At 60.5% G+C, this 26,354-nt stretch carries 26 protein-coding genes; 3 read left to right on the top strand and 23 right to left on the bottom strand.

The genetic code is table 11. The features are described 5' to 3' along the window. Positions 1-142 precede the first annotated feature (142 nt). The 10 genes from thiI to pyrR all read right to left on the bottom strand — a co-directional run bounded on the left by thiI (position 143) and on the right by pyrR (position 8,116). Positions 143-1,387 (bottom strand): tRNA uracil 4-sulfurtransferase ThiI, encoded by a 1,245-nt coding sequence (gene thiI, locus I1M21_RS02735; RefSeq protein WP_118289040.1) that lies wholly within the window; start codon positions 1,385-1,387, stop codon positions 143-145. After that, positions 1,388-1,669, bottom strand: a complete 282-nt coding sequence (locus tag I1M21_RS02730; RefSeq protein WP_035138532.1) for a DNA-directed RNA polymerase subunit omega — start codon at positions 1,667-1,669, stop codon at positions 1,388-1,390. A 5-nt stretch (positions 1,670-1,674) separates the two neighbouring features. Further along, positions 1,675-2,244, bottom strand: a complete 570-nt coding sequence (gene gmk, locus I1M21_RS02725; protein ID WP_006236131.1) for a guanylate kinase — start codon at positions 2,242-2,244, stop codon at positions 1,675-1,677. Beyond that, positions 2,245-2,553: an integration host factor, actinobacterial type gene (gene mihF / locus I1M21_RS02720; protein ID WP_006236130.1), complete on the bottom strand. Its 309-nt coding sequence runs from the start codon at positions 2,551-2,553 to the stop codon at positions 2,245-2,247. A 239-nt stretch (positions 2,554-2,792) separates the two neighbouring features. Beyond that, a complete protein-coding gene (pyrF, locus tag I1M21_RS02715; protein WP_195192315.1) occupies positions 2,793-3,509 on the bottom strand; it encodes an orotidine-5'-phosphate decarboxylase in 717 nt (238 codons plus the stop codon). Further along, a complete protein-coding gene (locus tag I1M21_RS02710; RefSeq protein WP_195192421.1) occupies positions 3,503-4,411 on the bottom strand; it encodes a dihydroorotate dehydrogenase in 909 nt (302 codons plus the stop codon). The genes pyrF and I1M21_RS02710 overlap by 7 nt, the downstream gene beginning before the upstream one ends. 14 nt (positions 4,412-4,425) lie before the next feature. Next, positions 4,426-5,193 carry a dihydroorotate dehydrogenase electron transfer subunit gene (locus tag I1M21_RS02705; protein ID WP_195192420.1) on the bottom strand — a complete coding sequence of 256 codons (768 nt, stop codon included), beginning with the start codon at positions 5,191-5,193 and terminating at the stop codon, positions 4,426-4,428. A 116-nt stretch (positions 5,194-5,309) separates the two neighbouring features. Continuing rightward, positions 5,310-6,599 carry a dihydroorotase gene (locus I1M21_RS02700; protein WP_195192314.1) on the bottom strand — a complete coding sequence of 430 codons (1,290 nt, stop codon included), beginning with the start codon at positions 6,597-6,599 and terminating at the stop codon, positions 5,310-5,312. Next, positions 6,583-7,527, bottom strand: coding sequence for an aspartate carbamoyltransferase catalytic subunit (locus I1M21_RS02695; RefSeq protein WP_138340350.1), 945 nt, complete (start codon positions 7,525-7,527; stop codon positions 6,583-6,585). The genes I1M21_RS02700 and I1M21_RS02695 overlap by 17 nt, the downstream gene beginning before the upstream one ends. A gap of 4 nt (positions 7,528-7,531) precedes the next feature. Further along, positions 7,532-8,116, bottom strand: a complete 585-nt coding sequence (gene pyrR / locus I1M21_RS02690; protein WP_195192313.1) for a bifunctional pyr operon transcriptional regulator/uracil phosphoribosyltransferase PyrR — start codon at positions 8,114-8,116, stop codon at positions 7,532-7,534. 452 nt (positions 8,117-8,568) lie between these two features. Here pyrR and rpmB point away from each other — a divergent pair, with 452 nt between their 5' ends. After that, positions 8,569-8,757, top strand: coding sequence for a 50S ribosomal protein L28 (rpmB, locus tag I1M21_RS02685; protein WP_022094725.1), 189 nt, complete (start codon positions 8,569-8,571; stop codon positions 8,755-8,757). A 196-nt stretch (positions 8,758-8,953) separates the two neighbouring features. On the opposite strand, the gene I1M21_RS02680 is transcribed toward rpmB, so the two are convergent. Continuing rightward, positions 8,954-9,730: a transposase gene (locus I1M21_RS02680; RefSeq protein ID WP_195192312.1), complete on the bottom strand. Its 777-nt coding sequence runs from the start codon at positions 9,728-9,730 to the stop codon at positions 8,954-8,956. Positions 9,731-10,060: 330 nt separating this feature from the next. Here I1M21_RS02680 and adhE point away from each other — a divergent pair, with 330 nt between their 5' ends. After that, positions 10,061-12,709 (top strand): bifunctional acetaldehyde-CoA/alcohol dehydrogenase, encoded by a 2,649-nt coding sequence (gene adhE, locus I1M21_RS02675; RefSeq protein ID WP_195192311.1) that lies wholly within the window; start codon positions 10,061-10,063, stop codon positions 12,707-12,709. Positions 12,710-12,797: 88 nt separating this feature from the next. Then, positions 12,798-13,562 (top strand): aminoglycoside phosphotransferase family protein, encoded by a 765-nt coding sequence (locus tag I1M21_RS02670; RefSeq protein ID WP_195192310.1) that lies wholly within the window; start codon positions 12,798-12,800, stop codon positions 13,560-13,562. A 179-nt stretch (positions 13,563-13,741) separates the two neighbouring features. Here I1M21_RS02670 and I1M21_RS02665 read toward each other — a convergent pair whose 3' ends face one another. The 12 genes from I1M21_RS02665 to trmFO form a co-directional block, all read right to left on the bottom strand. Then, a complete protein-coding gene (locus I1M21_RS02665; RefSeq protein WP_229025535.1) occupies positions 13,742-15,463 on the bottom strand; it encodes a proline--tRNA ligase in 1,722 nt (573 codons plus the stop codon). Beyond that, a complete protein-coding gene (gene ispG, locus I1M21_RS02660; protein WP_195192309.1) occupies positions 15,464-16,546 on the bottom strand; it encodes a flavodoxin-dependent (E)-4-hydroxy-3-methylbut-2-enyl-diphosphate synthase in 1,083 nt (360 codons plus the stop codon). It abuts the gene before it with no gap. 13 nt (positions 16,547-16,559) lie between these two features. Continuing rightward, positions 16,560-17,921, bottom strand: coding sequence for a M50 family metallopeptidase (locus tag I1M21_RS02655; RefSeq protein ID WP_195192308.1), 1,362 nt, complete (start codon positions 17,919-17,921; stop codon positions 16,560-16,562). A 25-nt stretch (positions 17,922-17,946) separates the two neighbouring features. Beyond that, positions 17,947-19,134 carry a 1-deoxy-D-xylulose-5-phosphate reductoisomerase gene (gene dxr / locus I1M21_RS02650; RefSeq protein ID WP_195192307.1) on the bottom strand — a complete coding sequence of 396 codons (1,188 nt, stop codon included), beginning with the start codon at positions 19,132-19,134 and terminating at the stop codon, positions 17,947-17,949. Continuing rightward, positions 19,134-20,048: a phosphatidate cytidylyltransferase gene (locus I1M21_RS02645; RefSeq protein WP_271762430.1), complete on the bottom strand. Its 915-nt coding sequence runs from the start codon at positions 20,046-20,048 to the stop codon at positions 19,134-19,136. The genes dxr and I1M21_RS02645 overlap by 1 nt, the downstream gene beginning before the upstream one ends. A 2-nt stretch (positions 20,049-20,050) precedes the next feature. Next, positions 20,051-20,845: an undecaprenyl pyrophosphate synthase gene (gene uppS / locus I1M21_RS02640; RefSeq protein WP_195192306.1), complete on the bottom strand. Its 795-nt coding sequence runs from the start codon at positions 20,843-20,845 to the stop codon at positions 20,051-20,053. Between the two features lies 1 nt (position 20,846). After that, entirely contained in the window at positions 20,847-21,383 is a 537-nt protein-coding gene (gene frr / locus I1M21_RS02635) for a ribosome recycling factor (protein ID WP_022094734.1), read from the bottom strand. A 2-nt stretch (positions 21,384-21,385) separates the two neighbouring features. Beyond that, a complete protein-coding gene (gene pyrH, locus I1M21_RS02630; RefSeq protein WP_195192305.1) occupies positions 21,386-22,108 on the bottom strand; it encodes a UMP kinase in 723 nt (240 codons plus the stop codon). 117 nt (positions 22,109-22,225) lie between these two features. Continuing rightward, positions 22,226-23,095 carry a translation elongation factor Ts gene (gene tsf, locus I1M21_RS02625; protein ID WP_022094736.1) on the bottom strand — a complete coding sequence of 290 codons (870 nt, stop codon included), beginning with the start codon at positions 23,093-23,095 and terminating at the stop codon, positions 22,226-22,228. Between the two features lie 45 nt (positions 23,096-23,140). Then, positions 23,141-23,869 (bottom strand): 30S ribosomal protein S2, encoded by a 729-nt coding sequence (rpsB, locus tag I1M21_RS02620; RefSeq protein WP_006236109.1) that lies wholly within the window; start codon positions 23,867-23,869, stop codon positions 23,141-23,143. Between the two features lie 225 nt (positions 23,870-24,094). Next, complete coding sequence (locus I1M21_RS02615; RefSeq protein WP_229025549.1) at positions 24,095-25,003, bottom strand: tyrosine recombinase; 909 nt, start codon at positions 25,001-25,003, stop codon at positions 24,095-24,097. An 8-nt stretch (positions 25,004-25,011) separates the two neighbouring features. Next, positions 25,012-26,349, bottom strand: coding sequence for a methylenetetrahydrofolate--tRNA-(uracil(54)-C(5))-methyltransferase (FADH(2)-oxidizing) TrmFO (gene trmFO, locus I1M21_RS02610; protein ID WP_195192304.1), 1,338 nt, complete (start codon positions 26,347-26,349; stop codon positions 25,012-25,014). Positions 26,350-26,354: the final 5 nt, after the last annotated feature.

The raw sequence follows: 26,354 nt of genomic DNA, 5'->3' as shown, positions 1-26,354 counted from the left end.
CGGTCAAACCAAAAGCCGACCAAAACCTTGCGAAATAATGTCCATTTATTCAGGCACACGTCAGCAAATGAGCACTTAGTCGCAAAATGCCCAGATAGCAAAAGACCGACGATGCAAGCGCATCGTCGGTCTATGCACAAATTTACTCGTGATCTTGGTAAATCTCACGCGGAGCAAGCTCCGAATGTTTACGTTTTAAGGTCTTAGGGGCCTTATACGTGTTGCTCTCGAAGTCGATGTACTCGGTCTGCTTGAGCAGGCGCTCGATCATCTCCTCGTGATCGAACAGCTCCCAGGCCTCATGCACGGCATCGAGCTTAGCGTGCGTCTCGGGACGGCGCGGCATAAACAGCGTGCAGCAGTCGGGAGCGGCCTCAGTCGAGATATCGAACGTACCGATCTCCTCGGCGCGCGCGATGATCTCCTGCTTGTCCGAACCGATGAGAGGACGGAACACGGGGATCTTCACGGCCTCGTTGACGGCCATGATGTTCTCAAGCGTTTGGGAGGCAACCTGCCCAAGCGATTCACCCGTAACGATGGCCTTGGCGCCCTCGATGTGTGCAATGCGCTCGGCAACCGAATACATAATGCGGCGATACATGATCACGCGCAGGTTGCTGGGACAGGTGACCGAAATCTCACGCTGGCAGTCGCCAAACGGCACCACGTACAGGCGGCCGATCTGGACACCCGGCTCAAGCGCACGGATGATGTCCTGCACCAAATACTCGCTCGTATCGGGCGTCTGCGGACGACCGGAGAAATGTACCGGCACGCACACCGCACCGCGACGCGCGAGCATCCAAGTCGCCACCGGAGAATCGATACCCGACGACAGCAGCGTCACGACCTTGCCGGCAGAACCCACCGGCAGACCGCCCACGCCGCGCTCGGAGCGCGCGTACACATAAACGCTACCCTGAACCACCAGTACGTGCACCATGGCATCGGGGTCGTGCATTTGAACCTTTTTATCGGGGAAGGCCTCACACAACACCTCGCCCACCTGACGATTGATGTCAATCGAAGTGAGCTCATAGTCGGTATTGGAGCGCTTGGCATGCACCTTAAACGAATCGAAAGAACCAAACTCGCGCAGCGCCTTGACGGCGGCGGCACAGTACTCCTGAGGGTCGCGATTGGTGTGATACGCCAAAGACACGCGAGCAACGCCGGGAACGGTGCGAATGACACGCGCCGCATCGTCGGCCTGATGCTCGTTAAAGGTCACGAGGATATAACCGGAAATTCGAGACACGGCATTCACGGAAAAGGCGGCCAAGGCCGCCTTGATGTTATCCATGAGGATATGCTCAAAATGTGCGCGGTTCTTACCCTTCAGTCCAACCTCGTGATAGTGGACCAGGCAGACGCGAGCCGCCATTTAGGCTTCAGCAACCTTGTGGCCGAGTGCCTTCTCGTAACGGGCCTCGTCGTAAGAGATGTCGCCGTCGACAATCTCGTCCATAGCCATCGAGATGGTATCGGCACCGGAAAGCCCGATGGTGATGTCATCGACATCCTGGACGGCAAGCACGCGGTTGTGCTGGCCACGCAGCATGCTGTTAATGTCGCAGGCGCGCTTGGAGGCAAGCGAAGCAAGCAGGAAGCGGTTGTGATCGGTCTTCTCCAGAAGATCGTCAATGCAAGGCTTAACAACGGACACGGACCTCAGATCCTTTCATGCATATCGAGAACGCGAACGAGCTCATCGGTCGCGCGGTCGAGATCGTCATTAACCACGACGTCGTCGTAGCGGTCGGCAAGGGCAAGCTCATCGGCGGCGTTTGCCATACGCAGCTCAATCGTCTCGGGCGTCTCGGTACCGCGACCGACCAGACGCTCGCGGAGTACCTCAAGCGAAGGCGGCTTGATAAAGATCAGCACGGCCTCGGGGAAACGCTCCTTCACCTGCAGGGCGCCCTGGACATCGATCTCCAAAATCAGAGATGCGCCAGAGGCGAGCTTGGATGTGACCTCGCTCACCAACGTGCCGTAGCAGTTACCGTGGACCTCGGCCCACTCAACAAACTCACCGTTTGCCACGCGGCGGTCGAACTCCTCGCGCGTCAGAAAAAAGTAGTTGACGCCGTCGACCTCACCTTTGCGTGGTGCTCGCGTGGTAGCCGAAACCGTCAGGCCCAGGTTCGAGCGGCGCTCGCGCACACGAGTGACGAGCGTACCCTTGCCTGCGCCTGACGGTCCAGAAATCACAAAGAGCTTGGAATCCTGAGCGCTCACTTATTTGGTCAGCTGCTCGAGGAGCTGCTCGCGCTGACGGACGCCGAGGCCCTGGACGCGACGGGTAGCGGAGATACCGAGCTCCTCCATGATCTTGGCGGCCTTGGCCTTGCCATAACCAGGGAGAGACTCGATGAGGGTGGAAACCTTCATGCGGGAAGCGATGGGGTCATCGGAGTTGAGCACGGACTCGAGGGACTTCTCGCCCTTCTTGATCTGCTCGCGAAGCTCAGCGCGGGCGTGACGTGCGGCAGCAGCCTTCTCAAGAGCCTGCTTGCGCTGCTCATCGGTAAGCTGAGGGAGTGCCATTCGTACCTCCAAAAAGTTGGGTTATATCTGATTCAATAATTGGCATTTTAGCACGTAGAACGTACAAAATGCCCAATCGCGGCTCCATAGGTTAGACGATACCCGCAAAAAGTGCAATATACTGCGCCCAAAGTTAAGCCCCTGACCTGCGATTCCACACAAAGGATGGGAAAGTTTACGCAGGCACAGGGGCTATTTTGTGCTAATGAGACCCAAAAGTGGTGACTTAGGGGAATCTTTTACGCGACGTTTTCGACCAGCTCGGTGACGATGGCGTCAAAGGCGGCAACCGGATCGTCGGCACCGGTGATGGGACGGCCCACCACAATGTGGCTTGCACCGCGCTCGATAGCCTGGGAAGGCGTCGCCACGCGGGACTGGTCACCAAGGGCGGCACCCACCGGACGCACGCCCGGAGTCACGATCAGGGCCTCAGGACCCAGCAGCTCACGCATGTCGTGAGCCTCCATCGGCGAGCACACGATGCCATCGATACCGTTGGCCTGAGCGAGCTTTGCCAGGCGGGCGGCCTCCTCGGACACGGGCGACTCGACGCCGATCTCGCTCAGGGCATCCTGATTCATGCTCGTGAGAACGGTGATGGCGACGAGCTTGGCGCGGTCCTCGCGCGCCTCCTCGGCACCCTCGCGGCAGGCAGCGAGCATGGCGCCCGAACCCAAGCCGTGAACCGAAAGCAGGTCGGCACCGGCAAGCGAGGCCGAACGGGCGGCACCGCGAACCTGATGCGGAATATCATGGAACTTAAGGTCAAGGAAGACCCTAAAGCCCAAATCCTTGAACGTCTTGACGATCTCAGGACCCTCGGCGTAATAGAGCGTCATGCCAACCTTGAGCCAGGCGGCATGGCCCGAAAGCTCGTGGGCAAGCTCGAGCGCACGCTCACGGTCGCAGTCGAGAGCGACGATAACACGGTCGCGGGCATCGGTCTCTAGCATTCGAACGCACCTACCAGTTCGTTGATGTCCTTTACGCCCTGGGACTCTGCCCAGGCCTCGAGCTCGTTCGCGATCTTGAGCGAAGCGCACGGATCGACGAAGTTGGCCATGCCGACCGACACGCAGGTGGCGCCGGCCAGAATAAACTCGGCCGCATCCCCGCCGGTCATGACACCGCCGACACCGTTGATGGGGATATCGACGGCCTGGGCGACCTCCCAGACCATGCGCACGGCGATGTGGTGGCAAAGAGGGCCCGAAAGGCCGCCCTTGGGTTTGGCAACGCGGGACTTGCGGGTGTGCACATCGATGGCCATGCCCTGGATGGAGTTGATGACCGAAAGGCCGTCGGCGCCGGCAGCCTCGAGGGCCTTGGCGATCTCGGCGACGTTGACCGGCGCCATCTTCACGAACAGCGGCTTATCGGTCACCTTGCGGCAGGCAGCCATAACGGAAGAGGCGCCCTCAGGCGTGGAGCCCATGGCGGCACCGCCGGCGGCGATATTGGGACAGCTGACGTTAATCTCGTAGCCGGCAGCCCAGGGGCACAGCTCGACATACATCTCGAGCGCGCGGACAAACTCCTCGACGGAGTGACCGGCGACCTGGCAGATGACCTGGCAGCCGTCCTTGGAGAGCTGCTCGAGCCACGGACCGGACTCACGGGCAAAGGCAGCCACACCGGGGTTCTGAAGCCCCACGGAGTTGATCATGCCGCCCGGGATCTCGGCCATGCGAGGCGCGGGGTTGCCGGGCCAGGGCTCGGCAGCACAACCCTTAGTGGTGATGGCGCCCAGCTGGGAGACATCAAAGAAGTTCTGGAACTGCCAACCGTAGCCAAAGGTACCGGCTGCGGTGTTGATGGGGTTCTGCATCTTGACGCCGCCGAAATCGACGGCCATGTTCACGGTACCCACTAGAAGACCACCACCTTGGAAGCATCGAACACGGGGCCGCACATGCAGGCGCCCTTCATACCGTCGACCGTCTCTACATTGCAGGTGTTGCAGGCGCCAAAGCCACAGCTCATCATACGCTCGAGCGACACCTCGCAGTACGCACCGGCCTCGGCGGCAGCGGCGGCGACCTTCTTCATCATGACGGCGGGACCGCAGCTGGCGACGTAGTCATAACCGCCCTCGCCGAGCAGCTCGGCGGCAGGATCGGTGCAGAAGCCGTGCGTGCCCAACGAGCCGTCGTCGGTGCATACGTCGACCGTATCGCACAGAGCGCGGAACTCATCGACGCCCACGGCCTTGGAAGCGGTGCCAAAGCCCAGGCATACGTCCACATCAACACCCTGCTCGGCAAGCATACCGGCAAGACACAGCACAGGCGGAACGCCGATGCCGCCGGCGACGAGCAGGGCCTTCCTGGTGCCCTCGGGAACAAGCCAGCCGCGGCCGCCAGGGCCCAACAGGTTGGACTTGGAGCCGGGGGCCATCTGCGACAGACGACGGGTGTCGTCACCCACGACGGCGTACCACAGCTCGACGGTGCCGGCCTGGGCGTCGGCGCGATAGAAGCTCAGGGGCACACGAAGCAGCGAGGACGCATCGCCGGGCACGGCGATGTTCACAAACTGACCGGGCTTGAGCGCACTTGCAAGCTTGGGGGCCGAGATGACGAGCGAGAAGATGCCATCGGCGATCTCCTGGTTCGAGACGACCTCGAAGTCGTGCATGCGTGCAGTGGAAGGTGTGGGCATAGACGCTCCAATCCCCCATGCGGTTGCATGGTCCAAACGAACAGAAAGCGCGGCACCGCAAGGGCGCCGCGCACAAAAGCGATAAGGCTATGCTAGCAGATGCAGCCGTCGGCGAGCGTCTGCTTACCGCCGACAAACACATCGGTGGCACGACCGGTAAGCGTGCGGCCGGCGAAACCGGAGTTCTCGGCGCGCGACTCGTAGCCGTCCTCGCCGACCGTCCAGGTGGCGGACGCGTCGAAGACAGTCAGGTCGGCAACGGAGCCCGCCTTAACCTGAACCTGGTCGAGGCCCAGGATCTCACGCGGCTTGATGGCCATGAGCTCGACCATACGGCCCATGCTCATCTTGCCCGTGTTGACCAGCTCGGTGAGCACGAGCGACAGCGAGGTCTCGAGACCGATCATGCCAAAGGGCGCAAGCTCGAACTCGCGGGCCTTCTCCCACGGGGTATGGGGAGCGTGATCGGTAACGATCACGTCGACGGTACCGTCGATGACACCCTGACGAATGGCCTCGGCGTCCTCGTCGGTGCGCAGCGGCGGATTGACCTTGAGCGAGGTGTTGTAGGTCTCGTCCAAGTCGTTCTCGGTCAGGAACATGTGGTGCGGGGTGGCCTCGCAGGTCACCTGGACACCGGCGGCCTTACCGGCACGCACGAGCTCGAGACCGTGAGCGGTGGAGATGTGCTGGATGTGCAGCTTGGCACCGGTCAGCTTGGCGATCTCGATGTCGCGGGCGATCTGAAGCTCCTCGCCGGCGGCCGGCCAGCCCTCGAGGGCCAGACGGGTCGAGACCTTGCCCTCGTTGATCTGGCCGTGGCCGACCAGATCCTCGTCCTGGCAGTGGCTCATAAAGACCTTGCCGAACATCTTGCCGTAGTCCATGCAGCGACGGAGCATGCCCGCGCCCTGCACGCCGCGACCATCGTCGGTGAAGGCGACGGCGCCGTGGGCGACCATATCGCCCATCTCGGACATGGCCTCGCCCTTAAGACCGCGGGTCATGGCGCCCGACGGATAGACGCGGCAGTGACCGACCTCGGCAGCACGGGACTTAACGAACTCCACGACGGTACCGTTATCGGTAACGGGATCGGTGTTGGGCATGGAGCACACGCCGGTAAAGCCGCCCTTTGCAGCTGCGCGGGTGCCGCTCTCGATGTCCTCTTTGACCTCGTAGCCGGGCTCGCGAAGGTGAACGTGCATATCCACCAGGCCGGGGACGAGGTACTTGCCGGAAAGGTCGCGGACCTCGACTCCCTCGGCGGCGAGGTTCTCGCCGACCTCGGCGATCTTGTCACCGTCGATCAGGACGTCGACGACACCGTCAAGCTCGACAGACGGATCGACGACGTGGGCATTCTTAAGAAGCAAGGCCATTATCGGCACCTCCAAGCAGCAGATACAGGATAGCCATACGCACGCAGATGCCAGCGTAGACCTGCTCCAGGATGACGGAGCGTTGCGGGTGGTCGGCCATGTAGGAGTCGAACTCGACACCGCGGTTGATGGGGCCCGGGTGACAGATGATCGCATCGGGCTTCATGAGCTTCTCGCGGTCCTTGGTCAGACCGAAGAGCTTGTGGTACTCGCGAATCGTGGGGAACGGTGCGCCCTCGAGGCGCTCCTGCTGCACGCGCAGCATGTAGACGACGTCCAGCTCGGGCAGGACGGAATCGAGATCGCTCGTCACGTGGTCGCAGCCCAGGACCTCGGGTGCCGGCGGCAGCAGCGTGCCGGGGGCGACGGCGTAGGTCTCGCAGCCCATGATCTTCAACGCGGGGATCAGCGAGCCGCAGACACGGGAGTGGGAGATGTCGCCGACGACGGCGACCTTCAGACCATGGAAGTCACCCTTGTGCTGCCAAATGGTGTACAGGTCGAGCAGGGCCTGCGTGGGGTGGTTATGCTTGCCATCGCCGGCGCAGATAACGCTCGCGGGCGAGTTCTGCGTGACGATGTAGGGCGCGCCGGCGTGCTTGTCACGCACGACGATGCAGTCGATCTTGTAGGCGTTGAGGGTCTCGACGGTATCGACGAGGCTCTCGCCCTTGACCGTGGAGGTCGAGGAGCCGCCAAAGTTGAGGCTGTCGGCCGAAAGACGCTTCTCAGCGAGCTCGAAGGAGCTGCGGGTACGCGTCGAGGGCTCGTTGAACATGTTGACGATGGTCTTGCCCTTGAGCGTGGGGACCTTCTTGATCGCACGCTCGTTGACCTCGGAGAACGCCTTGGCGGTCTCGAGGATGAGCTTAATGTCCTCTTCGGAGTACTCGGTAATGTCGATCAGGTGTTTATGGTTGAACGCCACGGTACTACTCACCTCCCAGCGGCGCGGAGCCCACGTGGGAACCCGGCGCGACGTCGCTGATCTCGACAGCGGTACGGCCGTCGACTTCCTTCATATATAGGTGCACGTTCTCCTCGTGAGACGAGGGAACGTTCTTGCCGACAAAGTCCGGCGAGATGGGAAGCTCGCGGTGACCGCGGTCAACGAGAACTGCCAGCTCAATGCGGCTCGGGCGGCCCAGGTCCATGACGGCGTCCAGAGCGGCGCGGATGGTACGACCCGTGTACAGGATGTCGTCCACCAGCACGACGCGCTTGCCGTCGACGCTGAAGGGAATGTTGGTAGCGTGGATCGCGGGAGCGAAATTGGTCGCATAGTCATCGCGGTAGAAGCTGATGTCGAGGCTGCCGAGCGGAACTTCGACGCCCTCGATCTCCTTGATCTCTTCGGCGAGCTTCTTTGCCAGAAGGTCGCCGCGCGTGACGATGCCGACCAGAGCGAGGTCTTCACAGCCCTCGTTGCGCTCGAGAATCTCGTGCGCGATGCGGGTCATCGCTCGGTTGACGGCGGTCTCGTCCATGATGACCGCCTTGGGGGAAGTCGTGCCCATCGATCTCCTTCCTCACATGTCTTGACTGCTGACACAGTCAAAAAAATAGATGCCCGACCGCTCAAAGCGGACCAGACACCCACAAGGAAGGGCTGCTCTATGGCAGCTATGTAATTCCATGTGGGTATCTCGTACCCCTTTAATGGTCAAGGGATAGTGTAGCCAACCTCGAGCTTAATTGCGAGCATAAATACAGAGCAATCCGTAAACGGAGCCCAACGCTCAATAAACCTATATATATTTGTGGGACGAGCTTGAAAACGCACGCACGAGCTGGCATAATCCCCTCTGCTGCACGCAAATCGGATCTACGTCCAGGGCCGTAGCGTGAGCACTATCGCCAAAAGAGGAATATCTCTGTGTAGATTACGCACAGGGAGCTGCTTCTGTGCTATAGTTCAGGCTTGTTTGTTAACGCGACATGTTCGTTTGTCGCCCAAGGAGGGTCAGTTATGTCCAAAGTTTGCGAAGTTTGCGGTAAGCACCCCGTTGCCGGTCGCTCCATCAGCCACTCTCACCGCGTCACCAACCGTAAGTTCCGCCCCAACATCCAGCGCGTCTACGTCGTCGTCGATGGTCACCGTCGCAAGATGAACGTTTGCTCCACCTGCCTCAAGTCCGGCAAGGTTGCGCGCTCTTAAATAAGGTCTTACCAACAAGTACCTCGGACTCTCCGGGTCAAAGACCTCGCGTTCACATAGAACTTACCAAAGGCGCCCTCCCCTACGGAGGGCGCTTTTTTGCACTCATTGGGGACAGACTTACATGAGTGTTTGCACGCATTGGGGACAGACATGGCGCACGCAAGCGGCACACCGACTGGCTCCGGCCCCTGCCTCACGCTGCATCCTTCCAGCCTGCAGTTGCCTTGGTCACGCTCGTGGCGCCGATACCGGTGATACGAGCAATTTGCTTAACCGTGAGATGTGCCCGCCTGAGCCTCAGCAGGCAGGCATCGCGTTCGGGGCGTGGCAGGGCCTTGAGCAGCGCAGGATCTATGCTCGGCAGGACTTCGCGCGCAACGGAAAAGGCCTCCTCATCGGGGATCCGCCGGCGTGGAAGAACCTCCACTGACCAGATGCGCCCGGCAACTTCCTCGAGATGCTCGCAATATCGACGAGACCCGCCGACAATATCGAGCATAGGGGCCGCATCACAGATGTCAAAGGGATCGTAGCCCAGCTGGTATGCCTTGTAACTTGACCAACGGTACACCTCGAGTGAGCTGATCGCACCTTTCACCGGATTGAGATGGATATAATCGAGCAGCTGCACCGCCTGCATGTCGGACTCAACCGCGACCCGCGAATAGCGATTGTTAAACAGATGCCCCGTTCTCCCCGTTTTCCCATTGAAATACTTAGCATATGCCGTCAGCGCGCACTGCATTGCCTTTGAAAGGTTGTCAAATGGGTCATCAACCATCAAATGGAAGTGATTGTCCATAAGGCACCAAGCCAACACCGCCACTTCATGGCGCGCAAACCTGTCCGAGATATCCGATAAGAAACGATAACGGTCGGAGTCATCTTCAAAAATAATCTGTTTGGAGTTGCCGCGGTCAAAGACGTGGTAATAGCCGGTGATCGAAACGGGGCGGGCGCATCGGGGCATAATCTCTCCTTTCAAAACTGTTCAGGCAACACCTAAAAGGAGAGAAGCAACGCGAAATGCTGAGCCTGCAACCTATTTATATCCAATAAGCGGCAATAACAGGCCCAGAACGGCAAAATGGCAAATCGATGTCTGTCCCAAATAAGTGAAAGCACTCATGTAAGTCTGTCCCTAATGAGCGGGGCGATGGCAAGCAGATAGTTTTAGTTGAAACGGTTCATTTGATTGAAGCGTTTTAGTGTGCCTTTTAGAGGAATCTGACCGTTCACCGAATTATTTCTTGCTATCATGCAAGGCGTAGGGTAAATCTCCGATCGCAAGGAGACACAAATGGTGAAAAAGTCACCGGAAAACACTACTCCCGCAATTGTGGACAACGTAGAGGCGCTTGAGGCTAAGCTCGCTCAGATGCGAGAGGCCCAGGCGCTTTTTGCTACGTACACGCAGGAGCAGGTCGACAAGATCTTCTATGAGGCCGCCATGGCCGCCAACAAGGCTCGTATCCCGTTGGCGAAGATGGCCATCGAGGAGACCGGCCGCGGCGTTCTTGAGGACAAGGTCATCAAGAACCACTACGCCGCAGAGTACATCTACAACGCTTACAAGAACACCAAGACCTGTGGCGTTCTGGAGCGCGACGAGGCTTACGGCATCACCAAGATCGCCGAGCCCATCGGCATCGTGGGCGCCGTCATCCCGACGACCAACCCCACCTCCACCGCGATCTTCAAGACACTGATCAGCCTGAAGACCCGCAATGCCATCATCATCTCCCCGCACCCGGCTGCCGCCAAGTGCACCATCGCCGCTGCCAAGCTCGTGCTTGACGCCGCCGTCAAGGCCGGCGCCCCCGAGGGCATCATCGGCTGGGTCGATGTCCCCTCCATCGAGCTGACCAACATGGTCATGCGCGACGTCGACATCATCCTCGCCACCGGTGGCCCGGGCATGGTCAAGGCCGCTTACTCCTCGGGCAAGCCCGCCCTGGGCGTTGGCGCCGGTAACACCCCGGTCGTCATCGATGACACCGCCGACGTGCTGCTCGCCGTCAACTCCATCATCCACTCCAAGACCTTCGACAACGGCATGATCTGCGCTTCCGAGCAGTCCGTGACCGTCATCGACACTATCTATGACCAGGTTAAGGCTGAGTTCCAGAAGCGCGGCTGCTACTTCGTCAAGCAGGGTGCCGAGATGGAGGCCCTGCGTGCCGCCATGTTCAAGAACGGCGCCCTCGATCACCGCATCCCCGGCATGGCTGCCGCTAAGATCGCCGAGCTCGCCGGCATCGAGGTTCCCGCCAAGACCAAGATCCTGATCGCCGAGGTCACCTCCACCGACCCCGCCAAGGAGGAGTTCTCCCACGAGAAGCTCTCCCCGGTCCTGGCCATGTACCACGCCAAGGACTTCCAGGAGGCCGTCGACAAGGCCGAGCAACTGGTGCTCGCCGGTGGCCCGGGCCACACCGCCTCTCTGTACGTGCACCCCGCCCAGGCCGAGAAGATCAGCCTGTTCGAGCACGTCATGAAGGCCTGCCGTATCGTCATCAACACCCCGTCCTCGCACGGCGGCATCGGTGACCTGTACAACTTTGGCATGAAGCCGTCTCTGACCCTGGGCTGCGGCTCCTGGGGCGGCAACTCCGTCTCCGAGAACGTTGGGGTGAAGCACTTGATCAACGTTAAGACTGTGGCCGAGCGCCGCGAGAACATGCTGTGGTTCCGCGCTCCCGAGAAGGTCTACTTCAAGAAGGGTTCCACGCCCGTCGCCCTCGACGAGCTGGGCAATGTCATGGGCAAGAAGCGCGCCTTCATCGTCACCGACCAGTTCCTCTTCAAGAATGGCAACACCCGCGCCATCGAGGCCAAGCTCGACGAGATGGGCATCGCCCACGATTGCTTCTACGACGTCGAGCCCGATCCGTCGCTGCAGTGCGCACGTCGTGGCGCCAAGCAGATGGCTCTCTTTGAGCCGGACGTCATCATCGCCGTCGGCGGTGGCTCCGCTATGGACGCCGGCAAGATCATGTGGATGATGTACGAGCACCCCGAGTGCAAGTTTGAGGACATGGCCATGGACTTCATGGACATCCGCAAGCGTATCTTCACCTTCCCCGAGATGGGCAAGAAGGCCTACTTCGTCGCCGTCCCGACCTCCTCGGGTACCGGCTCCGAGTGCACGCCGTTCGCCATCATCACCGACAAGGAGACCGGCATCAAGTGGCCGCTCGCCGACTACGCGCTGCTCCCCAACATGGCTATCGTCGACGCCGACAACTGCATGACCGCCCCGCGCGGCCTGACCGCCGCCTCCGGCATCGACGTCATGACCCACGCCATCGAGTCCTACGTCTCCATCATGGCTTCCGACTACACCAAGGGCCTCTCCGAGCGCGCTGCTAAGCTCGTCTTCGAGAACCTGCCCTCCAGCTTCACGAACGGCGCCAAGGACCCGCATGCCCGCGAGGAGATGCACAACGCCTCCTGCATGGCCGGTATGGCCTTCGCCAACGCCTTCCTGGGCCTCAACCACTCCATGGCCCACAAGCTCGGCGCCTTCCATCACCTGCCCCACGGCCTCGCAAACGCCGTCATCCTGACCCGCGTCATGCGCTACAACGCCGCCGAGGCTCCCGTCAAGATGGGCACGTTCTCCCAGTATCCTTACCCCAACGCGCTGCACAACTACGCCGAGATGGCCAAGTACTGCGGCATCGAGGGCAAGGACGACAAGGAGGTCTTCGAGAACTTCATCACGAAGCTCGAGGAGCTCAAGGACTTCATCGGTGTCAAGAAGACCATCGCCGACTACGGTGTTGACGAGCAGTACTTCCTCGACACCCTCGACGAGATGACCGAGCAGGCATTCAACGACCAGTGCACCGGCGCTAACCCGCGCTACCCGCTCATGAGCGAGATCAAGGAGCTCTACCTGGACGCCTACTACGGCCGCGAGCCTCAGGACTACGCCGTCTGCTAGTTTTAGCACGGTTTTTAACGGCGGGGGTGCACGGGTGTTTCACACACCCCCGCCGTCGCTTCTATCGCATCGTTGAAAGGATGCAACCATGCTGCTACCCGATTCCAAGACCGAGCTCGTCCGCCGTGGCAACAAGGTCGTTTACGACCTGGGCGACAAGATCGTCAAGGTCTTTAACGAGACCAAGCCTGTCTCCGACGTGTTCAACGAGGCTTTGAATCTTGCCCGCATCAATGAGTGCGGCATCCGCAGCCCCAAGGCTCTCGAGGTTTCCCAGCTCGAGAACGCCAACGGCTGGGCGCTCGTGACCGAGAAGGTTCCGGGCACCACCCTTGCCGAGAAGATGACTGCCGAGCCCCAGCGCTTTGGTGAGCACCTCGAGGTGTTCGTCGACCTCCAGATCGAGATCCACGGCTACACCTCCCCGCTGCTCAACCGTCAACGCGACAAGTTCGCCCGCATGATCGACAGCCTTGATCAGCTCAATGCCACCACGCGCTACAACCTTCAGGAGCGCCTGGACGGCATGACCAAGGAGTTCAAGGTCTGCCACGGCGACTTCAACCCCTCCAACGTCATCGTCGGCGACGACGGCCAGCTCTATGTGTGCGACTGGGCACACGCCACCCAGGGCTCCCCTGCTGCCGACGTTGCCACCACCTACCTGCTCTTCGCCCTCAACAGCAAGGACCAGGCCGAGGCCTACCTGGAGCTCTACTGCGACCGCGCCGACATGCCCATGCAGGTCGTGCGTCAGTGGACGAGCATCGTCGCCGCTTCCGAGCTCGCTCGTAAGCGCAACGTGAACGATGAGTTCCTGAAGAACTGGATCGACGTCGTCGATTATCAGTAATATCTGAGCGATTTATTTCGCATCGGAGGCACAAAGGAAAACCCCGCAGCTCATATGGGCTGTGGGGTTTTCCTTTTAGATATCGAGGATGCTACAAGATAAAAGGACGGCCCCGCATCCCCCCGTTCTGGAGAAATGCGGGGCCGTCCCGTATATCGAACTACAAGCGAAATCGTCGATTAACGGCGGGCCGCCTTAACAAGCTCGGCAACCTTGGCGACGACCTCGTCAATCGCCACGTCCTCACGCTCGCCCGTAGCACGGTCCTTGAGCTCAACGGTACCGTTCTTAAGGCCGCGCTTGCCGAGCACCACCTGATACGGGAAGCCCATAAGGTCGTTGTCGGCAAACTTAAAGCCGGGACGCTCATCGCGATCGTCGACGACGACCTCGATGCCCTCGGCGCACAGGCCCTCGACGATTTGGTCGCAAACGGTAGCGCACTCTTCCTTCTTGGGATCAAGCGGAATCACCGCAACCTCGTACGGGGCAACGGAGACTGGCCAGACGATGCCGTGCTCGTCGTTGTGCTGCTCCACGACGGCAGCGAGCGAGCGAGAAACGCCCACGCCGTAGCAACCCATGATCAGCGGCTTCTCCTTGCCGTCCTCGTCCATAAAGGTGGCACCCATGGCCTCGGAATACTTGGTGCCCAACTGGAAGACCTGAGAGACCTCGATGCCGCGAGCAGCAGAGAGCGGCTTGCCGCAGTGCGGGCAGGGATCGCCGGCAACGACGGTTACCAAGTCGGCCCACTCGTCGACGGTAAAGTCGCGCTCGGGGCAGGCACCGGTAAAGTGATAATCGACCTCGTTGGCACCGCAGGCCCACTGCTTGGACTCGCGCAGGCTCTCGTCGCACACCAGACGAATGCCCTCGGGCAGGTTAACCGGTCCGATAAAGCCCTTATGCAGACCGTAGGTCTGGAGCTCCTCATCGGTCATCATACGATAGCCCTTGCCAAAGACGTGCTCGGCCTTGCAGTCATTGAGCTCATGATCGCCCGGGACAATGGCCACGACGGGCTTGCCCTCGGCGTCGATGAGTGCCAGCGACTTGCGCGTGCCGTTCTCGGGGAAGCCGAAGAACTTTGAAACGGCCTCGATGGTGCCCATGCCCGGAGTCTCGACCTTGGTAAGCGTACCATCGCCAGGACCCTCGGTCACAACGACCTTGGTGCTTGCGGCCTCATCGTCGGCAGCGAAGCCGCACTCATCGCAGTAGACGAGCGAAGCCTCGCCGGCGTCGGCCAAAGCCATGTACTCGACGGAGGTATCGCCACCGATCTCACCGGAGTCGGCAACAACGGGCAGGGCCTTGATGTAGCAGCGCTCGCAGATGTTGGCGTAGGCCTGCTTCATCTTGTCGTACTCCTCCTGCAGGCTCTCCTGCGTGGCAGAGAAGCTGTAGGCATCCTTCATGATGAACTCGCGACCGCGCATCAGGCCAAAGCGGGGACGGAACTCGTCACGGAACTTGTCCTGGATGTGGTAGAGGTTGACGGGAAGCTGCTTATAGGAGCGCAGTTCATTGCGCACCAGGGCGGTGACAGTCTCCTCGTGGGTGGGGCCCAGCACGAACTCGCGGCCGTGGCGGTCATCAAAGCGCACGAGTTCCTTGCCATAGGCGTCGATGCGGCCGGACTCGCGCCATAGCTCAGCGTCGACCATAATGGGCATCATGAGCTCCTGGGCGCCGGCGGCATCCATCTCGTCGCGCACGATGTTCTCGATCTTGCGAATCGAGCGCCATGCGAGCGGCAGGTAGGAATACAGACCGGCGGCCTCCTTGCGAATCATTCCGGCACGGAGCAGCAGGCGGTGGCTGGCGAGCTCAGCGTCCGCCGGATCCTCTTTAAGCGTCGGCGCATAGAGCTTAGACATATACATTGCTCGGGTCATTTATTTCTCCTCAATAAGTTTGTCGACCTCTGCCATAAGCGCGTCGACAATTTGGTCCTCAGCTACTTTACCAATGATCTGGCCATGCGAAAAGAGCAAGGCCTGACCACGTCCGCAAGCAACGCCCAGGTCGGCATCAGAAGCCTCACCGGGGCCATTAACGGCACATCCCATCACAGCGATAGAAAGCGGCGCGGAGTAGTTCTTAAGCCGCTCGGTGACCTCCTCGGCGATGGGAATGAGGTTAACCTGGCAGCGGGCGCACGTGGGGCACGAGACAATCTCGGGGCCACGGCGACGCAGGCCCAGCGACTGCAGAATACCCCAGGCAACCGGCGGCTCCTCAACCGGATCGGCCGTGAGAGAGACGCGCATGGTGTCACCGATACCCTCAGACAGCAGAATACCAAGGCCCACCGAGCTCTTAATGGTGCCCTGAAGCTTGGTACCCGCCTCGGTTACGCCCAAGTGAAGCGGAACGTGAGGAATCTCACGCGACAGGGCTCGATAGGTATCGAGCGTCGTTTGCACGCTATGGGCCTTGGCCGAAAGCACAATGTTCGTAAAGCCGCGGTCTTCAAAATGCTTGACGAAACGCTCGCTCGACATCACGAGCTTTTCGGGCTGCGTGAGGTCTTCGCGCTCGGCGATATCCTGCTCAAGCGAGCCCGCATTCACGCCAATGCGAATCGCGCACCCAGCGGCGCCCGCGGCATCGATCACGGCATCGACCTTGGCCCAATCGCCAATGTTGCCGGGATTGATGCGGAGCTTGGCAGCACCGGCCTCCACAGCGCCAATGGCCAGCTTGTGGTTAAAGTGGATATCGGCAACGATTGGCACCGGAGACTCGGCACAGATGGTGCGGAAACCCTCAAGCGCGGCCTCGGTGGGCACGCTCACACGCACGATATCGCAGCCAGCCTGCGCCAACGCGCACACTTGCGCAAGTGTTACCTGGGCATCAGCGGTATCGGTGCAGGTCATGGATTGGACCACCACCGGCGCACCGCCACCGATCTGCACACCGCCCACATGTACGGGACGCGTCAGCTCGCGAGGTAAAGGATGGGATAAAGACAATCCAAACACTCCCCTACAGAATAAATCGAAGGATGTCGGAACGAAGCATATAGACAAACAGCAGCGCAAAGAGCGCAATGCCCACATAGCTCACAATCGTCTGGACCTTGAGCGGAAGCTCGCGGCCCGCAATCTTTTGAATGATCTCGATGACCAGCTTGCCGCCATCGAGCGGTGGGATGGGCAGCAGGTTCATAAAGCCAAGCGAGAACGAAATGAGGGCGGCAAACGAAAGGAACGTGGCAGGGCCGGCAGCAGCAGCCTGTGAGGACATAACGCTAATACCCACGATCGAAGAGGACTGATCGAGAATCTCCATCGTATGTTGCGGCTGGAGCAGGCGCATCACACCCTCCGCTGTCTGCACGACATAGGAGAACGACAGGCGAGCCGACGTGATGGGGTCTAAACGGACCACCTGCGTAGAGGCATACACACCCAGACGCTCGTCCTCTTTGAGCGCAACCGTGGTCGTATGCTGTTTACCGTCACGCTCGTACTCGATGGCGATATCGTCCTTACCGGCAGCCTTACCGATGGCATCGTAAACGTCCATCCAGGTAGAGCACGATACTCCGTCGACCGAAAGGATCGCATCGCCGCCCTCGATTCCCGCCGCGGCGGCAATCGAGCCTTCGTCAACCTGGCCGATAACATTGGTATCCACCGGCACCGTGACACCCGCGATGGAATAGATGCTCATAAGGAGCAAAAAGCCCGTCAGGATATTGACGATAATGCCCGCAAGCAGCATAAAGGCACGCTTGACAAAGCCCTGGCCCAAATAGGTGTGCGAGCGCTCGCGTGCAAGGAATTCGGCCTCGCCGCACGGCAGCTCCCATACATCGCCCTCGGCAGTCGCGTGCTCGCGATCGAACCGACGGCCATCAAAGGTGGTATAACCCGCCGCATCACGCGGCAGGGTCTGGTACTTGGTGGGATAGTAACTGGGCGAAGGTTTTTCTCCTTCTTCATACCAGGGAGCGATGGAGCCCCAGCCCAACAGCAAAGCACAGGCCTCGAGCACATCCTCCTCGGACAGCTCGAGTTCGACGGCAAGATCGGCCACCGTCACACGGCCGTGGCGATAGACGGCAGCAAGCACGCGATCGGCACACGAGACATCGGTCGGATCCATGCCACAGATGGCAGCATACCCACCCAGCAACAGTGGGGTCACGCCAAACTTGGTGCCGATACGACGAGACGTGTGGTGGATATCAAAGCGACACGGCAGACCCAAAAAGAACTCAGTCACCCGGACGCCGCAGGCACGCGCCGCCAAAAAGTGGCCGCCCTCGTGCAAAAACACGAGGACGGAAAGCATCAGCAGGCCCCAAAAGACCGATGAGAGAACGCTCAGAACAGTATCCATAAAACGAAAAAGCAATCCTTATGGGTTAAGAACGGGTTGCGGCGAGCACCTGCGCGGCCTTTTCACGCGCCCACGCATCGATGTCGCGAAGCTGTTCAAACGAATCGACCGTCTGCGCATCGTGAGCATCCATGCAGGATTCCACAATGCGGTCGATATCGGTAAAGCTGCAGCCATCATGCAGGAAGGCATCGACGGCGACCTCGTTGGCGGCATTGAGCACGCACGGCATGGTGCCGCCCGTCTTGCCGGCACGTTCGGCCAGCGCAAGGCAGCGGAAGGTATCCATATCGGCCGCGTCAAAGGTAAGCTGTCCCAACTCGCGGAAATCGATACGCGGAGCCGGAGTATCCCAACGCTCGGGATACGAGAAAGCAAACTGGATGGGAATGCGCATGTCGGAGGCACCGAGATGCGCCATCACGGAGCCGTCGGCAAACTCGACCATGGAGTGAATCTTGGACTGGCGCTGCACGACCACGTTAATGAAATCGAGATCGCATCCAAACAGATGCATGGCCTCGATACGCTCCAGACCTTTGTTCATGAGGGTGGCGGAGTCAATCGTGATCTTTGCACCCATAGCCCACGTAGGATGCGCCAGGGCATCGGCGCGCGTCACGCGATCGAGCTCGTCACGCGTGCGGCCAAAGAACGGGCCGCCCGAGCAGGTAAGCCAAATGCAGTGAGCCTCGCGCGGATTCTCGCCAAGATAGCACTGGTAGATGGCAGAATGCTCGGAGTCGACCGGGATAAGCTGGCCCGGCTGCGTCAACGGCATAAGCAGATCGCCACCGACGACGAGCGACTCCTTGTTGGCCAGGGCAAGGCGCTTGTTCGAGGTCAGAGCAGCATGGCTCGCCTCGAGACCGGCAGCGCCCACGATGGCAACGAGCACGCAGTCGACATCATCGCGGCATGCGAGCTCGCACACGGCCTGCGCGCCAACGCCGAGCTCCGTGCCCTCGGGCAGTTCCTGCAGTACCGCGTCGGCGCCATGGGAGGCGTCCGCCACGGCAACCGCCGGGACCGAGAACTCACGGGCAGCGGCAACGAGCTCGGGGGTGCCGGAGTTGACGGACAGCGCCGTAACCTGCAGACGATCGGCATGCTGACGGCACACGTCGAGCGCCTGAGTGCCGATAGAACCCGTACAGCCCAGAATGGCAACACGAAGACGCCCATCGGGACCGTAGGTGGTCTGATAAGCCATTACAGCACGCCTCCGATCATCAGCAGCAGCTGCGCGGTAATGCAGCCAAAGATGAGCGAATCGCTGCGGTCGAGCATGCCGCCGTGGCCCGGTATGAGATTGCCGGAATCTTTGACGCCCACACCGCGCTTGATACGCGACTCGATGAGGTCGCCGATAACGCCCAGGATGGAGACGACCACGCCGCACAGCAGCGCATAGGGCAAGCTCAGCTTATAGAAATGCGTCGCCCATAAAATGAGCCAGATGAGAACCGAGCCCAAAATGCCGCCGACAAAGCCTTCCCAGCTCTTTTTGGGAGAGATCTTAGGAACCATCTTATGCTTACCGATGCGGCTGCCCACGATGTAGGCAAACGAGTCGGAGACCCAAAGGGACGCACAAACGCCCACCGAAAGCAGGGCGCCGGCAAAACCGGGCACGGCATCGCGCAGCAGCACGATAGCCGACAGCATAAAGCCAGTGTAGATAGGGCCCATGAGCGTCACGGCAACGTCAGAGATGCGGGTGCGCGGAGACCAGACGTACCAGATACCAACCGCGAGCATCAAAGCGAACAGCAGGGCGTTCAACAGCAGCGAATCGCCCAGTGCCGAGAGCGGAAAGAGCACGGCGGCAGCGATACCAAGGCGCTCGTTGGCAACCTTGCCGTCGAGCCTCGTCATGCGGAAGAACTCGTAGCAGCACAGACCGCTCATGACGGACACGAAGATGGCCGTGGGCACAATACCCAAAACCAGGCACAGGATAAAGACAACGGCATAGACGATACCGGCGGCGGCACGGGTGATAAAGCCCGCCAGCCATGAACCGGAGCTGCCCTTCGCTGCAGGCGCCCCTGCAGGGGCAGCCTTACGCGCGGGCGTCGCGGAAGTAGGCGCCTTGGGAGCGGAAGCCTTGGGACGTTCGGACACGATTAAGCCTCCTCGGTCTTACTCAGTCCACCAAACCTGCGGTCGCGACCCTGGAAAGCCAAAATGGCGTCGACAAGGCCCCAGCGGTCAAAGTCGGGCCAATAGGTATCGGTGACATAGAACTCGGAATAGGCAACCTGCCACAGCAGATAGTTCGAAAGACGAAGCTCGCCGGAGGTGCGAATCACAAGCTCCGGATCGGGCAGCCCAGCGGTGTACAGGTGCGAAGACACCATATCATCGTCGATAGCGGCAGGATCGATCTTGCCGGCAGTCGCATCAAGCGCGATCTGGCGGACAGCGCGGGTGATCTCAGCACGGGCACCGTAGTTAACGGCCAGCGCCAGCGTCATACCGGTATGGTCGGCGCACTCGGCAAGGCCGCGCTCAAAGACGTCGCGGGTCTTCTTGGGCAGCGCGGAAATATCGCCCAAAAAGACAACGCGAACATTCTCGCGCTTAAGCAGCGGCAGCTCATCGATAAACGTCTTGGCAAACAGGTGCATCAGAACGTTGACTTCGTGCTGCGGGCGATTCCAGTTTTCGGTCGAAAACGCATAGGCCGAAAGCACGTCGACACCCAGGCGCACGCAGGCGGTAATGATCTCGCGCAGCGAGACGATGCCGGCCTTGTGGCCTTCGGTGCGGGCAAGACCGCGCGACGTGGCCCAACGGCCGTTGCCGTCCATGATGCACGAAATATGGTGCGGAATGTTATTGAGGTCAAGGTCGGAAAAACCGACGCCCGCAGGGGCGTCGGCAAAGTACTCGACCAGTTTATGCTCGTCGTATTGCACCTTAGATCTCCATGACCTCGGCTTCTTTTTCCTTCAGAAGCTCCTCGACCTTGGCAACATACTCGTCGGTATGCTTCTGAACCTTGGCCTGCTCGCGACGAACATCGTCCTCGGTGAGCTCCTCGTCGCGCTCAAGCTTGTTGTTAAAGTCGCGGCGGATGTTGCGGATGGAGACCTTGGCCTGCTCGGCGTACTCGCGGCACTCCTTAACGAGCTCGCGACGACGCTCCTCGGTGGGAGCCGGGAACGGCAGACGCACGACGGTACCATCGGAGTTGGGGGTAATGCCCAGGTCGGAGGCACTGATAGCCTTGACGATGGCATTGATGAGCGCCTTATCCCACGGCTCGATAAGCAGCATGTGGGCCTCGGGTGTCTTAACGGCGGCAACCTGCGTGACGGGCGTGGGAACACCGTAGTAGTCGACGGTGATGTCGGACAGAATGTTAGCGTTGGCGCGGCCAGTGCGGACCTTGGAGAAGTTATGCTTGAGGGACTCGAGTGACTTGTCCATGTGGGCGGTGATGTTCTCTGCCATGCTTAATCCTCCTGATAGACGAGCGTGCCGACGGGCTCACCCGCGAGCGCGCGCTTGACGGTGTCCTCGCCATCGATGTTGAGGACCAAAATGGGCATACGGTTGTCCTGGCAAAGAGACGTAGCCGTGGAATCCATAACCTGCAGGCCGCGAACGAGCACCTCATGATAGGTGATCTTGTCAAAGCGGACGGCGTCGGCGCACTTGACGGGATCCTTGTCGTAGATGCCATCAACCTTGGTGGCTTTAATGAGAATCTCGGCACCGATCTCACAGGCGCGAAGGGCCGCGGCGGTGTCAGTCGTAAAGTACGGATTACCCGATCCGGCGGCAAAGATAACGACGTTGCCCTTAGACAGGTGGTTGATGGCGCGACGGCGAATATAGGGCTCGCAGATCTCGTTCATCTGGATAGCGCTCATCACGCGGCAGGGAACATCGTTGTGCTCGAAGGCATCCTGCAGGGCAAGCGCGTTCATAACGGTAGCGAGCATGCCCATGTAATCGGCCTGGGCGCGGTCCATACCACCGGCGGCGCCGGCCATGCCGCGGAAAATATTGCCGCCGCCGACAACGACGCCAACCTCATGACCAACGGCGAGCAGCTCCTTGACCTGCTTGGCAAGATGATCGGTAACCTTGGGGTCGATGCCGTAGTTGCCATCGCCCATCAGCGCTTCACCGGAGAGCTTCAGAAGCACGCGTTTATATCGGATGTCGGACAAAGCGATCCTCCTTTAATTAGACTCATAACATAATATCAAAGGCTTAACGGAGAGCCATGAAAAAGCAGGCTGTGAGTAAAACCCACAGCCTGCTCATTACCAGCTACAAGAGCTTATTTACTCGCCACGGACCAGACGGTCAAAGGCAACGACGGTAATGGTGTCGCCGAGCTCCTTGGAGACCTGCTCAGCGTACTTCTTGATGGTGAGGGAGCTGTCCTTGATGAACTCCTGCTCGGTGAGCACGGACTGCTTGTAGAACTTCTCCAGACGGCCAACAGCCATCTTCTCCTGGATAGCCTCGGGCTTGCCGGACTCGGCAGCCTGAGCCATGTAGATCTGCTTCTCGTGCTCGACGGTCTCAGCCGGAACCTGATCGCGGGTAGCGCAGATCGGGGCGACGGCGGCAACCTGAAGCGCAACGTCGTGAGCAAAGGTCTTGAAGGACTCAGCCTGAGCGGTCTCGGCCTTCTCGAAAGCGAACTCGACGAGAACGCCGATCTTACCACCCATGTGGATGTAAGAAGCGAGAGCGCCGTTCTCGGCCTTGCGGGCGGCGAAACGGGAGATCTTCATGTTCTCGCCCATGATGTGAATCATCTCGGTGAGCTCGGAGGAAACGGTCTCCTCGCCCATCGGCTTCTCGAGCAGAGCGTCGACGTCAGCAGGCTCGGTGGTAGCGACAACCTCAGCGACCTTGGAAGCAAAGCCGGTGAACTTAGCATTGGAGCCGACGAAGTCGGTCTCGCAGGAGAGCTCGAGCAGAGCGCCGGTCTTGCCGTCCTCGGAGACGAACGCGGCGACAGCGCCCTCGTTGGTCTCACGGCCAGCCTTCTTGGCAGCCTTGGCGAGGCCGTTCTTGCGCAGAACGTCGACAGCGGCGTCCATGTCGCCGTCAGCCTCGACGAGAGCCTTCTTGCACTCCATCATCGGGGAGTCGGTCATCTCGCGGAGCTGCTTGACCATAGCGGCGGTAATCTGGGCCATTGTGGTTCCTTTCAAAGAGATGAAAAAGAATTAACTAAGACTGATTTACTCGGCCTTGGGCTCAGCGGCCATCTCGGCCTCGGAGACCTGCTCCTTGCCGGAGCCAGCGAGGCAGGCGTCAGCCATGAGCTCGCACATAAGGGTGACAGCGGAGATAGCGTCATCGTTGCAGGGGATGCCGTACTCGACCTCGTCGGGATCGGAGTTGGTGTCGATCAGAGCGACGACGGGGATGTTCAGGCGCTGAGCCTCCTTGATGGCGTTCTCCTCGCGCTTCGTGTCGATAACGAAGAGAGCCTGGGGCAGACCCTTCATGTCGCGGGCGCCACCGAGGTTGGTCTGGAGCTTGGTAAGCTCCTTACCGAGCACAGCCTGCTCCTTCTTGGGGAGCACTGCCATGCGGCCGTCCTCGACCATGGCCTCGAGCTCCTCCATGCGGTTGATGCGGGAGCGGATGGTGACGAAGTTGGTCAGCATGCCGCCGAGCCAACGCTGGTTGATGTAAGGCATGTTGGCGCGCTCAGCGGCGTTCTTGACGGCCTCCTGAGCCTGCTTCTTGGTACCGACGAACAGCACGTTGCCACCCTTGGCGACGTTCTTGACGAAGGTGTAGGCCTGGTCGGCGTCAAGGATGGTCTGCTTGAGGTCGAGGATGTAGATTCCGTTGCGCTCACCGAAGATGAACGGCTTCATCTTGGGGTTCCAGCGACGGGTCTGGTGACCGAAGTGGCAGCCGGCCTCGAGCAGGGTGCGGATATTAATCTTGGTAGCCATGTTAAACCTCCTGTGGTTTGCCTCCGCGCGGGGTCATCCTCCAAAACCAACCCGGACATGTGCTACCAAAGCCCGGGCACCACGGTATGAAGTAGCCGCGCGTGCGTGATAAAAACCTGTTGCCGTGAAGCAACCCGATGAATGATAGCAGGATTGCCTCTTTCTGCCAACCCGCAATCAAAACCACACACCTGAATGTGCGTCGACGTCCTCGGGCGCGAAAGGCTATTCGCCACGGGGATGAGCTTGAGCAACGGCACGCTTAAGCCGATCGGGCGTAAGATGCGTGTAGATCTGCGTCGTGGACAGGCTCGCATGCCCCAGCAGCTCTTGAACCGAACGCAGATCCGCGCCGCCCTCGAGCAGATCGGTCGCAAACGTATGACGCATCGCATGAGGCGCGATGTCGGCCGGAATGCCGGCGCACGTCGCCAGCATATGGAACCGTCGCCTGAGCATAGCGGCACTCATGCGATTACCGCGCGCAGAAATAAACAGCGGATGCAGACCGGCTGCGGCGTCGCGGTGCTTTGCCTGGGCGAGCAGCACCGGTCTCCCCTCCTCGACATAGGTGCGCGTCGCCTCGAGTGCGCGACGATACAGAGGAACGATGCGCTCCTTGCTCCCCTTGCCCCAAAGGCGAACCACGCGCTCCGACCAAGCGATGGATTCCACGTTAAGCGCGGCAAGCTCCGAGATGCGGGCACCCGAGGCATAGAGCAGCTCGAGCATCGCCGTATCGCGCAGTCCCACGGGCGTCGAAGTATCAGGCGTCTTGAGCAGCGCCTCGACCTGTTGGCTCGTCAGCACACCGGGCAGGTCGCGCGGCAGCTTGGGCGACGCGATCGCCGAGACCGCATCGCCCTCGACAATCCCCTCGGCAGCCATCCAACGATAGAGCGACCGAATAGCCGACAAATGCGCGGCAATGGTGCGAGGCGCCACCTGCTCGCGCGAAAACTCGGCCAAATATGCGCGGACGGTACGCACGTCGGCCATACGCGCATCGACACCCGTACGCTCGCACCAGGCAGCAAAGCGCTCCAACCGCGATCCATAGGCAGTCACCGTATTGGGAGAGAGCCCCTCGACACGTGCGATGTAGGCGATAAACGAGTCGACGGTATCGTACAGGTCAAAGGCTATGACCGGTCGCCTCCAAACAAGTCGGAACGCGTGGCCAAGTAGGCATCGAGGGCCTCGAGGGCGCGATCCGCATATGCCTGGTAGCGGTCGCGCTTACTGCGGCGCTTGCCGTCTTCGAGCGGCGGCACTAGGCCAAAATTGACATGCATGGGCTGGTAGCCCACGGTTGCCGGATCGGTCGCATAGCCCACGAGCGCGCCTAAGGCGCCCACGCGCGGCAGCTCGACGGGGGCGGCCCCGATAGCCTCGGCATAGGTATTGATTGCCGCGAGCAGACCGGTCGCAACCGCCTCCATGTACCCCTCGGTGCCAGTGATCTGGCCGGCAAGGCGCACGTTCGTGCCGGGCACGGCAAAGGTCCCGTCGAGCACGTGGGGCGCATCGACGAAGGTATTGCGGTGCATGACGCCATAACGGAAGAACTCGGCGTTCTCGAGACCGGGGACCATGTGGAAGACGCGCTTTTGCTCGCCAAAGGTCAGATTGGTCTGGAAGCCCACCAGGTTATAAGCGGTCTTCTCCTTGTTCTCGGCGCGCAGCTGAATCGCAGCCCAGGGCCGACGACCAGTTCGCGGGTCGGTGAGTCCGACGGGCTTCATAGCGCCAAAGCGGATGGCGTCCTTGCCGGTGCGGGCAACCTCCTCGGCGGGCTGACAGGCCTGGAATAGGTCGCCGCCCTCAAAATCCTTGAGCACCACGCGGTCGGCCGTGGTGAGCGCCTCGATAAAGGCCTCGTACTCTTCCTTGTTGAGCGGAGCATTGAGATAGTCGCCGCTCCCCTGCTCCTCGTAGCGCGACTGCGAGAACAGAACGTCCATGTCGAGGGTGGAGGCGTCGACAATCGGGGCTGCCGCGTCAAAGAACGCCAGGGCGTCACCACCGACGAGCTTCATGACCTCTTCGCTCAGCGCCGGCGAGCACAGCGGACCCGCGGCAATGACCACATGACCCTCGGGAATCTGGGTCACCTCACCGTGAACGACCTCGATGTTGGGGCGTGCGGCAACCTCGGCTTCGACAAGCTCGGAAAACTTGACGCGGTCGACTGCCAGGGCACCGCCGGCGGGAACGGCCGCACGATGGGCGCAATCGAGCAGCACCGAGCCCATGCGCTCGAGCTCGGCCTTCAGCAGGCCCGCCGCAGAGTCCGGACGGGTCGACTTAAACGAGTTGGAGCAGACGAGCTCGGCCAGGTGGTCGGTATGGTGGGCCGGAGAGCTCACCTGGGGGCGCATCTCGCACAGCTTTACGGCAAACCCGCGATCTGCCAGCTGGATCGCACATTCCGAACCCGCCAGACCGCCACCGATAACCGTCACCTGATCGAACTGCATCTGCA

Source organism: Collinsella aerofaciens, from assembly GCF_015546965.1.
GTDB classification, from domain to species: Bacteria; Actinomycetota; Coriobacteriia; order Coriobacteriales; family Coriobacteriaceae; genus Collinsella; species Collinsella aerofaciens_X.
The sequence above is the reverse complement of the archived record's forward strand: the minus strand, read 5'-3'. Positions and strand labels throughout refer to the sequence as shown.

Bases quoted from the DNA above. Each gene is read 5' to 3' on its own strand.
- thiI (WP_118289040.1), bottom strand. From the start codon at position 1,387: ATGGCGGCTCGCGTCTGCCTGGTCCACTATCACGAGGTTGGACTGAAG.
- mihF (WP_006236130.1), bottom strand. From the start codon at position 2,553: ATGGCACTCCCTCAGCTTACCGATGAGCAGCGCAAGCAGGCTCTTGAG.
- pyrF (WP_195192315.1), bottom strand. From the start codon at position 3,509: ATGCTAGAGACCGATGCCCGCGACCGTGTTATCGTCGCTCTCGACTGC.
- I1M21_RS02710 (WP_195192421.1), bottom strand. From the start codon at position 4,411: ATGGCCGTCGATTTCGGCGGCGTCAAGATGCAGAACCCCATCAACACC.
- I1M21_RS02705 (WP_195192420.1), bottom strand. From the start codon at position 5,193: ATGCACGACTTCGAGGTCGTCTCGAACCAGGAGATCGCCGATGGCATC.
- I1M21_RS02700 (WP_195192314.1), bottom strand. From the start codon at position 6,599: ATGGCCTTGCTTCTTAAGAATGCCCACGTCGTCGATCCGTCTGTCGAG.
- pyrR (WP_195192313.1), bottom strand. From the start codon at position 8,116: ATGGGCACGACTTCCCCCAAGGCGGTCATCATGGACGAGACCGCCGTC.
- rpmB (WP_022094725.1), top strand. From the start codon at position 8,569: ATGTCCAAAGTTTGCGAAGTTTGCGGTAAGCACCCCGTTGCCGGTCGC.
- I1M21_RS02680 (WP_195192312.1), bottom strand. From the start codon at position 9,730: ATGCCCCGATGCGCCCGCCCCGTTTCGATCACCGGCTATTACCACGTC.
- adhE (WP_195192311.1), top strand. From the start codon at position 10,061: ATGGTGAAAAAGTCACCGGAAAACACTACTCCCGCAATTGTGGACAAC.
- I1M21_RS02670 (WP_195192310.1), top strand. From the start codon at position 12,798: ATGCTGCTACCCGATTCCAAGACCGAGCTCGTCCGCCGTGGCAACAAG.
- I1M21_RS02665 (WP_229025535.1), bottom strand. From the start codon at position 15,463: ATGACCCGAGCAATGTATATGTCTAAGCTCTATGCGCCGACGCTTAAA.
- I1M21_RS02655 (WP_195192308.1), bottom strand. From the start codon at position 17,921: ATGGATACTGTTCTGAGCGTTCTCTCATCGGTCTTTTGGGGCCTGCTG.
- dxr (WP_195192307.1), bottom strand. From the start codon at position 19,134: ATGGCTTATCAGACCACCTACGGTCCCGATGGGCGTCTTCGTGTTGCC.
- frr (WP_022094734.1), bottom strand. From the start codon at position 21,383: ATGGCAGAGAACATCACCGCCCACATGGACAAGTCACTCGAGTCCCTC.
- tsf (WP_022094736.1), bottom strand. From the start codon at position 23,095: ATGGCCCAGATTACCGCCGCTATGGTCAAGCAGCTCCGCGAGATGACC.
- rpsB (WP_006236109.1), bottom strand. From the start codon at position 23,869: ATGGCTACCAAGATTAATATCCGCACCCTGCTCGAGGCCGGCTGCCAC.
- trmFO (WP_195192304.1), bottom strand. From the start codon at position 26,349: ATGCAGTTCGATCAGGTGACGGTTATCGGTGGCGGTCTGGCGGGTTCG.